14 protein-coding genes are annotated in these 14,769 nt (G+C 73.8%); 13 read left to right on the plus strand and 1 reads right to left on the minus strand.

All coding sequences use genetic code 11. The features are described 5' to 3' along the window. Positions 1–7 precede the first annotated feature (7 nt). The 7 genes from ACZ4VL_RS33490 to ACZ4VL_RS33520 all read left to right on the plus strand — a co-directional run bounded on the left by ACZ4VL_RS33490 (position 8) and on the right by ACZ4VL_RS33520 (position 6,730). Positions 8–352, plus strand: coding sequence for a (2Fe-2S)-binding protein (locus ACZ4VL_RS33490; RefSeq protein ID WP_468207691.1), 345 nt, complete (start codon positions 8–10; stop codon positions 350–352). Then, entirely contained in the window at positions 333–1,835 is a 1,503-nt protein-coding gene (locus tag ACZ4VL_RS33495) for an FAD/NAD(P)-dependent oxidoreductase (RefSeq protein ID WP_468207694.1), read from the plus strand. Before ACZ4VL_RS33490 ends, ACZ4VL_RS33495 begins: the two co-directional genes overlap by 20 nt. Positions 1,836–2,027: 192 nt before the next feature. Continuing rightward, entirely contained in the window at positions 2,028–2,891 is an 864-nt protein-coding gene (locus ACZ4VL_RS33500; protein WP_468207722.1) for a dihydrodipicolinate synthase family protein, read from the plus strand. A 17-nt stretch (positions 2,892–2,908) separates the two neighbouring features. Further along, on the plus strand, positions 2,909–3,913 hold the full coding sequence (locus tag ACZ4VL_RS33505) for a proline racemase family protein (protein WP_468207697.1): 1,005 nt from the start codon (positions 2,909–2,911) through the stop codon (positions 3,911–3,913). Beyond that, positions 3,910–5,019: a proline racemase family protein gene (locus ACZ4VL_RS33510; RefSeq protein WP_468207700.1), complete on the plus strand. Its 1,110-nt coding sequence runs from the start codon at positions 3,910–3,912 to the stop codon at positions 5,017–5,019. Before ACZ4VL_RS33505 ends, ACZ4VL_RS33510 begins: the two co-directional genes overlap by 4 nt. Positions 5,020–5,042: 23 nt before the next feature. Further along, positions 5,043–5,960, plus strand: a complete 918-nt coding sequence (locus ACZ4VL_RS33515; RefSeq protein ID WP_468207724.1) for an ornithine cyclodeaminase family protein — start codon at positions 5,043–5,045, stop codon at positions 5,958–5,960. Positions 5,961–6,016: 56 nt separating this feature from the next. Continuing rightward, positions 6,017–6,730 (plus strand): GntR family transcriptional regulator, encoded by a 714-nt coding sequence (locus tag ACZ4VL_RS33520; protein ID WP_468207703.1) that lies wholly within the window; start codon positions 6,017–6,019, stop codon positions 6,728–6,730. A gap of 21 nt (positions 6,731–6,751) precedes the next feature. Here the strand turns inward: ACZ4VL_RS33520 and ACZ4VL_RS33525 are convergent, their stop codons facing one another. Further along, complete coding sequence (locus tag ACZ4VL_RS33525) at positions 6,752–7,045, minus strand: hypothetical protein (RefSeq protein WP_468207705.1); 294 nt, start codon at positions 7,043–7,045, stop codon at positions 6,752–6,754. A 344-nt stretch (positions 7,046–7,389) separates the two neighbouring features. On the opposite strand from ACZ4VL_RS33525, the gene ACZ4VL_RS33530 reads away from it, so the two are divergent. The 6 genes from ACZ4VL_RS33530 to ACZ4VL_RS33555 all read left to right on the plus strand — a co-directional run bounded on the left by ACZ4VL_RS33530 (position 7,390) and on the right by ACZ4VL_RS33555 (position 14,566). Continuing rightward, positions 7,390–8,586 (plus strand): hypothetical protein, encoded by a 1,197-nt coding sequence (locus tag ACZ4VL_RS33530; RefSeq protein ID WP_468207727.1) that lies wholly within the window; start codon positions 7,390–7,392, stop codon positions 8,584–8,586. A 153-nt stretch (positions 8,587–8,739) separates the two neighbouring features. Then, a complete protein-coding gene (locus ACZ4VL_RS33535) occupies positions 8,740–10,482 on the plus strand; it encodes an ABC transporter substrate-binding protein (RefSeq protein WP_468207708.1) in 1,743 nt (580 codons plus the stop codon). 46 nt (positions 10,483–10,528) lie between these two features. Next, positions 10,529–11,500 carry an ABC transporter permease gene (locus ACZ4VL_RS33540; RefSeq protein ID WP_468207710.1) on the plus strand — a complete coding sequence of 324 codons (972 nt, stop codon included), beginning with the start codon at positions 10,529–10,531 and terminating at the stop codon, positions 11,498–11,500. Further along, on the plus strand, positions 11,497–12,483 hold the full coding sequence (locus ACZ4VL_RS33545; protein WP_468207713.1) for an ABC transporter permease: 987 nt from the start codon (positions 11,497–11,499) through the stop codon (positions 12,481–12,483). The genes ACZ4VL_RS33540 and ACZ4VL_RS33545 overlap by 4 nt, the downstream gene beginning before the upstream one ends. Then, positions 12,483–13,535: an ABC transporter ATP-binding protein gene (locus ACZ4VL_RS33550; RefSeq protein WP_468207716.1), complete on the plus strand. Its 1,053-nt coding sequence runs from the start codon at positions 12,483–12,485 to the stop codon at positions 13,533–13,535. The genes ACZ4VL_RS33545 and ACZ4VL_RS33550 overlap by 1 nt, the downstream gene beginning before the upstream one ends. Continuing rightward, the gene (locus tag ACZ4VL_RS33555) at positions 13,532–14,566 is read left to right on the plus strand and encodes an ABC transporter ATP-binding protein (protein ID WP_468207719.1); all 1,035 of its coding nucleotides are present in this window, start codon (positions 13,532–13,534) and stop codon (positions 14,564–14,566) included. Before ACZ4VL_RS33550 ends, ACZ4VL_RS33555 begins: the two co-directional genes overlap by 4 nt. Positions 14,567–14,769: the final 203 nt, after the last annotated feature.

Below are 14,769 nucleotides of genomic sequence, written 5' to 3' on the forward strand. Positions count from 1 at the left end.
AACCACGATGAGCCACCCCACCCGCACCCCGCGGCCCCCGCGAAGGTCGCCCCGCGGACTCGTCGGCGGGACCCCCGAGGCCACGTACCTCCTCCGCTTCGACGGCCGCGACCTCACCGCCCAGGCGGGCCAGAGCATCGCCGCCGTGCTGTGGGCCGCCGGCATCCTCGCCTGGCGGACGACCCGTCACGGCGGCGCCCCCCGGGGGGCGTTCTGCGGCATCGGCAGTTGCTACGACTGCCTCGTCACCGTCAACGGCCGCCCGAACCAGCGCGCCTGCCTGGTCCCCGCCCGTCCCGGGGACGTCGTCACCACCCAGGAAGGGACCGGCCGTGCCGACCTCGCCGTCTGACAACGCGGCCCCCGCCGACCTCGCCGTCGTCGGCGCCGGCCCGGCCGGCCTCGCCGCGGCCGTCGCCGCAGCCGACCTCGGCCTCCGCGTCACCCTGCTCGACGCGGGGGAGCGCACCGGCGGCCAGTTCTACCGCCACCCCGCCCCCGGCCTCGGCGCCGCCCGCCCCGAGGCGCTCCACCACGGCTGGGCCGCGTTCGCCGCCCGCGACGCCGCCCTGCGCGCCCACGCGGCAGCGGGGCGCATCACCCACCTGGCCGCCCACCACGTCTGGACCGTGGTCCCGCACGACCCGGCCCCCACCCCCACCACCACCCCCACCTGGGTCCTGCACGCCGTGGCCGGTCCCGAGGAGCTCCCCGCCACGGTCCGCGCCCGCGCGGTCCTGCTCGCCACGGGTGCGTACGAGCGCCAGCTCCCCTTCCCCGGGTGGACGCTCCCCGGGGTCGTCGGGGCCGGCGGCGCCCAGGCCATGCTCAAGTCCGGGCTGGTCCTGCCGGGCCGGCGGGTCGTCGTCGCCGGCAGCGGCCCGCTGCTGCTGGCGGTGGCCGGCTCCCTCGCCGCGGCCGGGGCACGGGTGCCGGCCGTCGTGGAGGCCGCCGCCTACACCGCGTACGCCCCCCACCTCCCGGCCCTGCTGCGCAACCCCGGCAAGCTCGCCGAAGGCGCGACGTACGGCAGCGCCCTGCTGTACCGGCACATCCGGCTGCTCACCCGGCACGCCGTGACCGAAGCCCACGGCACCGACCGGGTCGAGGCCGTCACCGTGGCCCGCCTGGACAGGGACTGGCGGCCCCTGCCGGGCACCGCCCGCCGGATCCCCTGCGACGCGGTCGCGGTGGGCCACGGGCTCGTGCCCCAGCTGGAGCTGGCCACCGGCCTCGGCTGCGCCACGCGCCGCTCCGCCGACGGCACCGTCGCCCTGGAACTGGACGCGCTGCAGCGCACCTCCGTCCCCGGCGTCTGGTCCGCCGGCGAGACCGGTGGTATCGGCGGCGCCCAACTGGCCCTGGCCGAGGGGGAGATCGCGGCGCACGCGATCGCGGGCCGGCCGGTCCCCGCCGCGTTGGCCCGGCGCCGCGCCCGGCTGCGCGCGTTCGCCGACGCGATGGGCCGGGCCCACCGCCCGGGCGCCGGCTGGACCGGCTGGCTGCGCGACGACACCGACGTGTGCCGGTGCGAGGAGGTGCCGGCGGGCCGGATCCGGGAGGCGGTCGCCGACCTCGGAGCCCGGGACGCCCGTACCGCCAAGCTGCTCACCCGGGCCGGGATGGGCTGGTGCCAGGGCCGCATGTGCGGTCCGGCCGTGGCCGCCCTCGCCGCCGCGGCACCTTCCGGGGCCGGCGCCGCCGGGGCGCCGTGCACCGGCGGCGAACCGGACGCGGACCGGCGCCCGCTGTCCTGCCCGGTGTCGCTGCGCCACCTCGCGGAACTCCCGCCCGCCGAACTGTCGCCGGCCGATCTTCCACCCACCGGCCGCTGATCCGCGGCCCGTCCGCGCCGTCCCGCCCCCCGAACGGGGTGTCCGGACTCTTGTGGCCACATTGCAACCCCTAGTAAAATGTCACACACCACACGAGGGAGCTCTCACATGACCGACGCGCAGAACCCCGCGCAGTCCCCCGCACCCGGCCCGTCCCGCCCCGACACCCGCACCCGCCCCTGGCACGGCATCATGGTCGCCACCGCGCTGCCGCTGCGCGAGGACCTCTCCGTCGACCACGACGCGTACGCCGAGCATGTCGCCTGGCTCATCGCCAACGGCTGCGACGGCGTGGTCCCCAACGGCTCCCTCGGCGAGTACCAGACCCTCACCGACGAGGAGCGGGCCCGCGTCGTGCGCACCGCCGTCGAGGCGGCCGGCGACGGCGCCCGCGTCATGCCCGGTGTCGCCGCCTACGGCAGCGCCGAGTCCCGCCGCTGGGCCGACCAGGCCGCCGAGGCCGGCGCCGGCTCCGTCCTGCTCCTGCCGCCCAACGCCTTCCGGGCCGACGAGGCGGCCGTCCGCGCCCACTACACCGAGGTCGCCAGGGCGGGCCTGCCCGTGGTCGCGTACAACAACCCGATCGACACCAAGGTCGACCTGACCCCGGCCCTCCTCGCCCGGCTGCACGCGGACGGCAGCATCGTCGCCGTCAAGGAGTTCAGCGGCGACGTCCGCCGCGCCTACGAGATCGCCGAGCTCGCCCCGGGCCTGGACCTGCTCATCGGCGCCGACGACGTCCTGCTCGAACTCGCCCTCGCCGGCGCCGTCGGCTGGATCGCCGGCTACCCGAACGCCCTGCCGCGCTCCTGCGCCACCCTGTACCGGGCCGCCGTCTCCGGCGACCTGGCCACCGCCCTGCCGCTGTACAAGTCCCTGCACTCGCTGCTGCGCTGGGACTCCAAGACCGAGTTCGTCCAGGCCATCAAGCTCTCCATGGACCTGGCCGGACGCCCCGGCGGCCCCACCCGCCCGCCCCGCCTCCCGCTCGTCGGCGAGGTCGAGGCGGCCGTCCGCGCCGCCACCGAGAAGGCCCTCGCCGAGGGACTCAACTAGCCGACCGGGGGGACCCCATGCGTACGCGCCACATCTACCACGCGGTGGACTCGCACACCGAGGGCATGCCGACCCGGGTCATCACCGGGGGCGTCGGGGTGGTCCCCGGCGCCACCATGGCCGAGAAGCGGCTCCACTTCATCGAGCACCTGGACCACGTCCGCACCCTGCTCATGTACGAGCCGCGCGGGCACTCCGCGATGAGCGGCGCGATCCTGCAGCCCCCCACCCGCCCCGACGCCGACTTCGGCGTGCTGTACGTCGAGGTGTCGGGCCTGCTGCCGATGTGCGGGCACGGCACCATCGGGGTCGCCACCGTCCTCGTCGAGACGGGCATGGTGCCGGCCGTCGAGCCGGTCACCACCGTCCGCCTCGACACCCCGGCGGGGCTCGTCAGCGTCGACGTCCGCGTCGAGGACGGCGCGGCCACCGCCGTGACCCTCACCAACGTCCCCTCCTTCTGCGTGGGACTCGACCTGAAGGCGGAGGTCCCCGGCCACGGCACGGTCACCTACGACCTCGCCTACGGCGGCAACTTCTACGCCTTCGTCGAACTCGACTCCCTCGGGCTTCCCTTCGACCGGGCCCGCAAGGACGACCTGCTCGCCGCCGGGCTCGCCGTCATGGACGCCGTCAACGCCTCCGCCGACCGTCCCGTCCACCCCGAGGACCCGTCCATCGCCGGCGTCAAGCACGTCTACCTCGCCGCCCCCGGCTCCGACGCCCGCCGCTCCCGGCACGCGATGGCCATCCACCCCGGCTGGTTCGACCGCTCGCCCTGCGGTACGGGCACCAGCGCGCGCATGGCCCAGCTGCACGCCCGCGGCCTGCTCGACCTCGACACCGACTTCGTCAACGAGTCCTTCATCGGAACCGAGTTCACCGGCCGGCTCGTCGGCCGGACCACCGTCGGCGGCCACGAGGCGGTCGTCCCCACGGTCACCGGGCGGGCCTGGATCACCGGCACCGCCCAGTACTTCCTCGACCCCACCGACCCCTTCCCCGGAGGGTTCCTCCTTTGACTCCCGCACCCTCCGCCCCGCGGCCCCCGTCGGCCCCGCAGCCCCGGCAGACCGTCCGCACGGTCGACTACCACACCGCCGGGGAACCGTTCCGGATCGTCGACACCACCGACCCGGGGTTCCCGGCCGCGCTGCCCGGGGACACCGTCGCCGAGCGGTGCGCCACGGCCATCGGGCCCGGCGGCTCCGGGACGGCCCCGCGCCCGGGCGAGCTGGACGACGTACGGCGCCTGCTCGTACAGGAGCCGCGCGGGCACGCCGGGATGTACGGCGGCTTCGTCGTGCCCCCGGACGACGACGGGGCCCACTTCGGGGTGCTGTTCTGGCACAAGGACGGCTACTCCACCGCCTGCGGCCACGGCACCATGGCGCTCGGGGCCTGGGCCGTGGACAGCGGCCGGGTCCCCGCCCCCGAGCAGGGCGACGTGGAGGTGCGGATCGACGTCCCGTCGGGGCGGGTCACCGCCACCGTGCACCGGGACGGGGGCCGCACCACCGGGGTCACCTTCCGCAACGTCCCCGCCCGGGTCACCGCCCGCAAGGTGCCCGTCGCCACCACCCTCGGCCTCGCCGAGGCGGACCTCGCGCACGCCGGCGCCTGCTACGCCTCCGTCCGCGCCCGCGACCTCGGCCTGGACGTCACCCGGGCCGCCCTGCCCGACCTGGTGCGCGCCGGGCGCGAGATCCGGGCCGCCCTCGCCACCCACCCCGGAACCTGGCACCCGGGCGGGCCGCTGCTCTCCGGCGTCTACGGGGTGATCCTCCACGAGGAGCTGCCCGACACCCCGTTCGGCCCGCACCAGCGCAACGCGACCGTCTTCGCCGACGGGCAGGTCGACCGCTCGCCCTGCGGCTCCGGCACCTCGGCACGGCTCGCGCTGCTGGCGCAGGACGGGCGGCTCGGGCCGGGCGAGGACCTGCTCCACGAGTCGGTCGTCGGCACGGTGTTCACGGGCCGCGCGGTCCCGGACGCGGACGCGGACGCGGGGCCGGACGGTGCCGGAGAAGGCCTGGTCACGGAGGTCACCGGCACCGCGTACCGCACCGGCGAGCACACCTTCACCCTCGACCCGTACGACGCGCTCGGCCCGGGGTTCCTGCTGTGATCCGCCAGTTCGGGGCCGCCGACATGGCCGGGCTGCTCACGCCTGCCTCGGCCGCCGACGCCCTGGCCGAGACGCTGCGCCGCGGGCTGGACCCGGAGGTCTGCCCGCAGCGCGGCTCGCTGCGGGCGCCGGGCGGCGAACTGCTGCTGATGCCGGCCGCGGCGGGGGCGTACGCCGGGGTGAAGATAGCCGGGGTGGCGCCCGGCAACCCGGCGCTCGGCCTGCCCCGCATCACCGGCTCGTACCTGCTGCTGGACGGTGCCACCCTGCACCCGGTCGCCCTCCTCGACGGCGCCGCGCTCACGGCCCTGCGCACGCCCGCGGTCTCGGCGCTGGCCCTGCGCCACCTGGCCCCCGAGGGGCGGTCGCTGCGGCTGGTGCTCTTCGGCAGCGGGCCGCAGGCGTACGGGCACCTCGAGGCGGTGGCCGCGGTACGGGAGTTGGCGGGGGTGGTGGTCGTCGCCCGCGATCCCGTCGGGGCCCGGAGGCTGGCGTCGCACGCGCAGGCCCTGGGCGTCCCGGCCCGTACGGGGACGGCGGCGGACGTGGCCGAGGCCGACCTGGTGGTCTGCTGCACGACGGCCCGCACCCCGCTGTTCGACGGGCGGCTGGTGCCGGCGGACGCGGTGGTCGTCGCGGTCGGCTCGCACGAGCCGGACGCCCGCGAGACGGACACGGCGCTGGTGCGGCGGTCCGCCGTGTACGTCGAGGCGCGGACGGCGGCCCTGCGCGAGGCCGGGGACCTGCTGGTGCCGGAGGCGGAGGGGGCCATCGGCCCCGGTCATATCAACGGCACCCTGGCCGACCTGGTCGCGGGCCGGATACCGCCCGGCGGGCGGCCGGGTTGTCCACAGCTCTTCAAGAGCGTGGGCATGGCCTGGGAGGATCTTGCCGTGGCGGTGGCGCTGTACGCCGCCGCTGGGGAGAACAGCGAAACGTGACATTGTACGCTGTTCCCCTGCACGTCGGTCGTGTGCGGCGCCTCGGAGGAAAAGCAATGGGTGACCTGAAGCAGCACAGTCTCATCAAGGCCCAGGAGCGGCTCCGCGACCAGGTCGGCCATGCCCTCCGAGCAGCCCTGATAGCGGGCGAACTGCGCCCCGGCAGCGTCTACTCGGCCCCCGGCCTGGCCGCCGAGCTCGGCGTCTCGGCCACCCCGGTCCGCGAGGCCATGCTCGACCTGGCCCGCGAGGGCCTGGTCGAACCCGTCCGCAACAAGGGCTTCCGCATCACCGAGGTCAGCGAGCGCGACCTGGACCAGTACACCGAACTGCGCACGATGATCGAGGTCCCGACCGTCGCCAAGGTCACCCGCATGGCGACGAAGGAGCAACTGGAGGAGCTCCGCCCCATCGCGGAGGAGATCGTCACCAGCGCCCGCGAGCACAACCTCATCGGCTACCTGGAGGCGGACCGCCGCTTCCACCTCACCCTGCTGGGCCTCGCGGGCAACGAACGCCTCGTCGAAACGGTCGGCGACCTCCGCAAGCGCTCCCGCCTCTACGGCCTGACGGGCCTGGACGAAGCGGGCAAGCTGGTCTCCTCCGCCGAGGAACACCTCGAACTCCTGGACCTGATGCTGGCGGGCGACGCGGAAGGCGCAGCGGAATGCATGCGCCGCCACCTGGGCCACGTCCGCTCCCTCTGGGCCGAAGCCCGCAACGAACCGGTGGGCCGCCCGCCCTCCAAGGGCCTCGGCTCGGGCCTGTAGCCCGACCCGGCGGCGCCGGACCTACGGGCGTCGCCGGCGTTCGGGGTGATGCCGCATGATCAGCACGTTCACGTCCGTGACGCGCGACCTGTCCCGGGCGACCCGGGCGTCGAAGCGGTCGGCGACGTGCTGGGCGCACTCGGCGCAGGAGTCCGGCGGGGACGGCCAGCGCGGGAACAGGTCAGCCGCTGTCATCGGAGTGTCCTCCGGCCCGTCGGAGTCCGACAGGCCCTCGGCGCGCGAGCGGGCCGCGGTGATGCGGCGGACGCCGATCAGCAGGCTGCTGTTCTGCTCGGCGTGAGCGTTCTCGTTCATTCCGTATGCTTTCTTGATCTTGATGGACCCATCGGGGTTCCGGCGGGAGGTCTTCATCCGTCCCGGAACGACGCCCCCGGCTCGCCGGCCGCCGGTCGCAGTGAGCGCGTCGACAGCGGCGTGTCGCCGCAGCGGGGGCACTTGCACGGGGGGTAGCGGCCTGGGTCGGAGAAGATGTCGAACCGGTCCCCTTCCAGGACTCGCGTGCTCGGCAACCACGTCCTGCCAGAGCCCGAGAGACCCGCATGGTCATCAAGACGCGGGGTTCGCCGCCCAGAGCCGTCCGCTCTGGGTAGGGAGTGCCCACCAAGCCGTTCAAGGCGGCCGTCCTCGTTCGCTTCGCCATGTGCAGAAGGGTCGCGGTCAAGGCCCGGGCGGGCATCTACCCGTCGATGATCGCGCGGCAATGCGAGCTGACGCCGAGCCGAGTGGGCGAGGTCATCGCGGGCCGGCGGCAGCTTCTCCACATGGACGTGATCGAGCGGATCGCCGATGGCTTGCGCATCCCGGGTCACATGCTCGGGCTTGCCCGACGGGAGTGGGAGACGCCGGCCGCGCTTGCCGTGGCCGACCGGGAGCCGGCGGAATCCGTTCACCCGCCTGCCGAGCACAGGCCGCTTGCTGCGTTACCCGGGGTGGAGGTGGACAGCATCCTCGCTCTGGCTGCCGGGACCCATCCGAGCCCGTCCACGCTCCAGGCGCTTCGGTCCTCGATCGAGGACTACTGGCGACGCGACGACGAGCACGGAGGCGAGACCCTGCGTTCCGCCGTCGTCGGCCAGTTGCGATACGTCGAGGGGCTGCTGAAGGACCAGCGGCCGATGCCGATACAGCACGGCCTGTACGGCATCGCCGCAGAACTGGCACGGCTCACCGGATGGACGTACTTCGACGCCCGCCAGTACCACCAGGCACGGGCCTATTTCTCGGAGGCCCTGCAACTGGCCCGGGAAATCGACGATCACCCGTTCATGGCCAACGTGCTCGCCTGTATGAGCCTGCAAGCGACCTACCAGGACAAGCCGGCAGATGCCCTGGCACTGGTATCCGCCGCGCAGGACCAAGCCCGGGCCGCGAGCGGGACGACAGCGAGGGTGCGGTCCATGCTGGCAATGCGGGAAGCCTTCGCCCACGCCGCATTGGGTGACAAGAGAGCGACGCACACGGCGATCTCCGAAGCGCACGGCCATTTCGAGCGCATCCGACCCGGAGACTCCGACCCGGCATGGGTGACGTATTTCGATGAGCCGAAGCTCATCGTGGACACCGGCATCGCGCATGGCCGTCTCGGTGAGGCTGCCATCGCCGAACCGCTGATCGCGGATGCGCTGGAGCGAGAGGATCGGGCGCGTCAGCGGGGCCGTGCCTTCCACGCCTTCTGGCTCGCCCGTACGCAGCTCCAGCGCGGCAAGGTGGACCAGGCGTGCCACACGGCGACGGAGGCGCTGGTGCCCGCCGCCGCGGTGACCTCGGAGCGGGTGGCCGGGCACCGGAGCGCGGGTGAGGGAGAAGCAGGGGTACGCCCGAGGGGCGCAGCGTAGGTCGTCTGCGTGGGCGGGCGCCCCCAACTCCCCGTCGGCGGACGGAATTGGGACACGGCTGGATAACGGCGGGGCTGATCTCTTGTCAGTGCAATTTCACATTACTATGTTACCGGTCACATCGTAGAGCGCTGCCCCTGCACTGGAGTGACCATGACCAAGCGCACCCAACTCGCCCTCGCCACCGCCCTCGTGGCCGCTCTCGCAATCGGCGCCTCGGGCTGTTCCGACCCCAAGAAGGGCTCCGCCGCCGCCGGCGGCGCCAACCCCGCCGCCGCCAACGACGGCAAGGTCCTCGGCGGCACCCCGGTCAAGGGCGGCACGCTCACCGTCCTGTCCAACCAGGACTTCTCCCACCTCGACCCGGCCCGCAACTGGACCATGCCGGCCATGGACTTCGGCACCCGCCTGCTCTACCGCACCCTCGTCACCTTCAAGGCCGAGCCCGGCAAGGCCGGCAGCGAGCTCGTCCCCGACCTCGCCACCGACCTCGGCACCCCCTCCAACGGCGGCCGCACCTGGACCTTCACCCTCAAGGAGGGCCTGAAGTACGAGGACGGCACCCCCATCAAGGCCCAGGACGTCAAGTACAACGTCGAGCGCTCCTTCGCCCCCGACCTCACCGGCGGCCCCGACTACGCCGCCCAGTACCTCGCCGGCACCGAGGGCTACAAGGGCCCGCTCCAGGGGCAGCACCTGGACTCCGTCAAGACCCCCGACGACCGGACCGTCGTCTTCGAACTCAAGCGCCCGGTCGCCGAGTTCGCCGCGACGGCCACCCTCCCCACCTTCGCGCCCGTCCCGCAGTCCCAGGAGAAGGGCACCCAGTACGACGCCCGCCCGTTCTCCTCCGGCCCGTACAAGATCGAGTCGTACGACCGCGACAAGAAGCTCGTCCTCGTCCGCAACGAGCACTGGGACCCCGGGACCGACACCGTCCGCAAGGCCTACCCGGACCGGTTCGTCGTCGTCATGGGCCTCAAGGGCGGCCAGATCGACGACCGGATCATCGCCTCCGAGGGCGCCGACGCCTCCGCCGTGGAGTACTCCAACATGCGCCCGGAGAGCGCCCCCAAGGTGCTGCCCAAGCCGGAGGTCAAGTCCCGCCTGCTCGCCGAGTCCCAGGGCTGCACCACGATGCTGCACCTCAACAACTCCCGGGCCCCCTTCAACGACCCCAAGGTCCGCGAGGCCATGCACTACGCCCTCGACAAGGAGGCCGTCATCACCGCGGCCGGCGGCCCGGCCCTCAACGAGGTCGCCACCGCCTACCTGCCGCCCGCCCTCACCGGCGGCAAGCAGGCCGACACCCTGAAGACCGCCCCGGCCGGCGACCCCGCCAAGGCCAAGGAGCTCCTCAAGGCCGCCGGCAAGGAGACCCTCAAGGTCTCCCTCGCCGTCTCCACCGGCGACAAGGGCCGCGCCGAAGCCATCCAGCAGGGCCTGGCCCGCGCCGGCGTCGAGGTCGTCATCGACACCGTCGACCCGGGCGCCTACTACGACGTCATCGGCGACCTGTCCACCACCCCGGACATGACCTTCACCGGCTGGTGCCCCGACTACCCGTCCGGCTCCACCTGGATCCCGTTCGTCTTCGACGGACGGACCATCAAGGAGAAGGGCAACCAGGGCAACTACAGCCAGTTCCGCGACGAGGCCGTGCAGAAGCGGATCGACGAGATCAACGCCATGTCCGACGCCAAGCAGGCCAACCAGGCCTGGATCGACCTCGACGCCGAGATCATGAAGAAGGCCCCCTCCATCCCGGTCCTGCTCGAGCGCAAGCCCCTCCTCGTCGGCACCAACATCGCCGGCGCCTACGGCCACCCCGTGTGGACCGGAACCATCGACTACGCGACCGTCGGCCTCAAGGACCCCTCGAAGGGCCAGGGCTGAGCGGGCCCCGGCCCCCGGCTCCCGGAACCGGCCAGGACCCAACGCCATGACCGCCCCCGCCCCCGCCCCCGGCACCGCCGCCCCGCAGCCCGCCCCTGCCACGGCCACCGACCTTCCGCCGGGCAGCAGCCCCTGGCAGCTCGCCCGACAGGAACTGCGCCGCCGCCCCGCCGTCCGCGTCAGCCTCTGCGTCGTCCTCCTCTTCGTCCTGATGGCCGCCACCGCACCCTGGCTCAGCGCCCTCGGCGGCTGGTCCCCGGAGGAGTTCGACAAGTCCGCCGTCGACCCCTACCTGGGCGGCCAGCCGCTCGGCTCCCTCGGCGGGATCAGCCCCGAGCACTGGCTCGGCGTCGAACCCGTCACCGGCCGCGACCTGTTCGCCCGCGTCGTCACCGGCGCCCAGGTCTCCCTGCTCATCGCCTTCGCCGCGACCGCCATCGTCGTCGTCACGGGCACCGCCGCCGGGATCGCCGCCGGCTACTTCGGCGGCCGCACCGACACCGTCCTGTCCCGCCTGATGGACCTGACGATGTCCTTCCCGTCCCTCATCTTCATGATCGCCGTGCTGTCCGTGGCCAAGGACGTCAACCGCATCGCCCTCATGACCGCCGTCATCGGCATCTTCGGCTGGCCCGGCGTCGCCCGCGTCGTCCGCGGCCAGACCCTCTCCCTCAGACACCGCGAGTACGTCGACGCCGCCCGCGTCGGCGGCTCCGGCTCCTGGCGGATCCTCACCCGCGACGTCCTGCCCGGGGTCTCGGGCCCGGTCATCGCCTACACCACCCTGCTCATCCCCGGCATGATCAGCACCGAGGCCGCGCTCAGCTACCTCGGCGTGGGCGTCCGCCCACCCACCCCGTCCTGGGGCCAGATGATCGCCGAGTCCGTCGCCTTCTACGAGACCGACCCGATGTACTTCATCATCCCGAGCGTCTTCCTCTTCCTCGCCGTACTCGCCTTCACCCTGCTCGGGGACGCCCTGCGCGACATTCTCGACCCGCGGGGAGGCCGCAGTTGATCCTCTACCTCGCGCGCCGACTTCTCGCCCTCGCGGGCGTGCTGCTCGCCATCGCCGCCGTCACCTTCCTCATCTTCTACGTCCTGCCCTCCGACCCGGCCGCGGCCGCCTGCGGCAAGACCTGCAGCCCCGAGCGCATCGCCGACGTCCGCGCCTACCTGGGCCTGGACCAGCCGCTGTGGCGCCAGTTCGGCGACTTCCTCACCGGCATCTTCACCGGCCGCACCCTCGGCACCGGCCAGTACGCCGTCCACTGCGACTTCCCCTGCCTGGGTTACTCGTACGAGAACTCCCTGCCCGTCTGGGACCTGCTGATGGACCGCCTCCCGGTCTCCGCCTCCCTCGCCGTCGGCGCCGCCGTGCTGTGGCTCCTGCTCGGCCTCGGCGCCGGCGTGACCGCCGCCCTGCGCAAGGACACCGCCACCGACAAGGCCCTCATGGTCGGCGCCGTCGCCGCCGCCTCCCTCCCCGTCTACTTCACCTCCGTGATGCTCATCTACGGGGTGATCCGCATCGCCGGGCTGCTGCCCTACCCCAGCTACCAGGCCCTCACCGACGACCCGCTCGGCTGGGCCGCCAACCTGCTGCTGCCCTGGACCGCCCTCGCCCTGCTGTACGCCGCCATGTACGCCCGCCAGAGCCGCGGATCCATGATCGAGGCGATGGCCGAGCCGTACATCCGCACCGCCCGCGCCAAGGGCATGCCCGAGCGCACCGTCGTCGTCAAGCACGGCCTGCGCTCCGGGATGACCCCGATCCTGACCATCTTCGGCATGGACCTCGGCGGCCTCCTCGCCGGCGCCGTGATCACCGAGTCCATCTTCGGACTCCCCGGCATCGGGCGGCTGTTCTACGGGGCCCTCGTCAGCTCCGACCAGCCGGTCGTCCTCGGAGTCACCCTGCTCGCCGCCTTCTTCATCGTCGTCGCCAATCTCGTCGTCGACCTCCTGTACGCCGTCGTCGACCCGAGGGTGAGGTACTGATGACCACCCCCGCAGCCCCCGCCGCCCCCCAGGACCCCGCAGCCCCCGGCGCGCCGCTGCTGGAGGTCCGCGACCTGAACGTCACGTTCACCACCGCGCGCGGCCCCGTACGCGCCGTCGACTCGCTCGGCTTCACCGTCGCGGCCGGCCGGACCCTCGGCATCGTCGGCGAGTCCGGCTCCGGCAAGTCGGTCACCTCGCTCGCCGTCATGGGCCTGCACCGCGGCGCCGAGGTCACCGGCTCCGTCCGGCTCGCCGGCCGGGAGCTCACCGCGATGTCGGAGAAGGAGCTCTCCCGGCTGCGCGGCCGGAAGATGGCCATGATCTTCCAGGACCCGCTGTCCAGCCTCCACCCCTACTACACGGTCGGCGAGCAGATCGCCGAGCACGTCCGCGTCCACTTCGGGGCCGGCCGGGCCGCCGCCCGCCGGCGGGCCGTGGAGATGCTCGGCGAGGTCGGCATCCCGGAGCCGGCCCGCCGCGCCCGCGAGTACCCGCACCAGTTCTCCGGCGGCATGCGCCAGCGCGCGATGATCGCCATGGCGCTGGCCTGCGAGCCCGACCTGCTCATCGCGGACGAACCCACCACCGCCCTCGACGTCACCGTCCAGGCGCAGATCCTCGAACTCCTCGCCCGCCTCCAGCAGGAACGCGGCCTCGGCATCATCATGATCACCCACGACCTGGGCGTCGTCGCCCGCGTCGCCCACGAGGTGCTCGTCATGTACGGCGGCCGGGCCGCCGAACACGCGGGCGTCGACGAGCTGTTCGCCGACCCCGCCCACCCCTACACCCGGGGCCTGCTCGACTCCATGCCCCGCCTCACCGACGGCGCGGACGGCGCCGACGACCAGCCGCTACGGGCCATCCCCGGCTCCCCGCCCTCCCTCCTCACACCCGCCCCCGGCTGCGCCTTCGCCCCGCGCTGCCCGCAGGCCGCCACGCCCTGCACCGGCGAGCGCCCGGCCCTCCGCGCGTACGGGGACCGACCCGGCCGGTCGGTGGCCTGCCACTTCGCCGGATCCCCCACCCCCGAGGAGGCGGCCCGATGACCACCCCCACGCACACCCCCGCCGAGACCCCCGGGGCGCCGCGCACCCTCGCGGACACCGGGCCCGCGGCCCTGCTGTCCGTACGAGACCTGGCCATGGCCTTCCCCGGCCGGCGGTCCGCGAGCGGGCGCCGCGGCGCACCCGTCCGGGCCGTCGACGGGGTCTCCTTCGACCTGGCGGCGGGCGAAACCCTCGGCCTGGTCGGCGAGTCGGGCTGCGGCAAGTCCACCACCGGCCGGATGCTGGTCAGGCTGCTGGAGCCCACCTCGGGCAGCGTCACCTTCGACGGCCGGGACATCACCCGGCTCTCGCAGCGGGCCCTGCGGCCGCTGCGCCGGCACGTCCAGATGGTCTTCCAGGACCCGCACTCCTCGCTCAACCCCCGCCAGACGGTGGCCCGGATCATCTCCGATCCGCTGCTGGTGCAGGGCTGGACGGCGGCCGACGCCCGGCGCCGGGCGGCCGAGCTGATGGACCTGGTCGGGCTGATCCCGGAGCACATCGACCGCTACCCGCACGAGTTCTCCGGCGGCCAGGCCCAGCGCATCGGGATCGCCCGGTCCCTGGCCACCAGCCCCCGGCTGGTCGTCGCCGACGAGCCCGTCTCGGCGCTCGACGTCTCCGTCCAGGCGCAGATCGTCAACCTGATGGAGCGGCTGCGCGCGGAGCTGGGGCTGGCGTACGTGTTCATCGCGCACGACCTGTCCGTGGTGAAGCGGGTCAGCGACCGGGTCGCCGTCATGTACCTGGGCCGGATCGTCGAGATCGGCGAGAAGCGCGCCCTGTACGAGAACCCCCAGCACCCGTACACGCGGGCGCTGCTGTCCGCCGTACCGCTGCCGGACCCGGCGGCCGAGCGGCGGCGGGAACGGATCGTGCTGCTCGGGGACCCGCCGAGCCCGGCCGCGCCGCCGCCGGGCTGCACCTTCCATCCGCGCTGCCCGAAGGCGCAGGAGGTGTGCCGCACCGAGCGGCCGCTGCTGCGGATCGCCGCCTCCCGCGAGGTGGCCTGCCACTTCCCGGGGGACTGACGGGGATCCCGGGAAGGGGAGGGCCCCGCGGCCGGCACGATCGGCTGCGGGGCCCTCCGCCGTGCCCGGCACCTGCGCTCGTGCCCGGCACCTGCGCTCGTGCCCGGCACCTGCGCTCGCGCCCGGTGCCGACGCCGTGGTCCGGCACCGGGCGCGGGGGTTAACAGGGGAGGTTCCGGGGGGAAAAACCCAGCTCCCAAGCC

Source organism: Streptomyces sp. NPDC029014 (assembly GCF_055564695.1).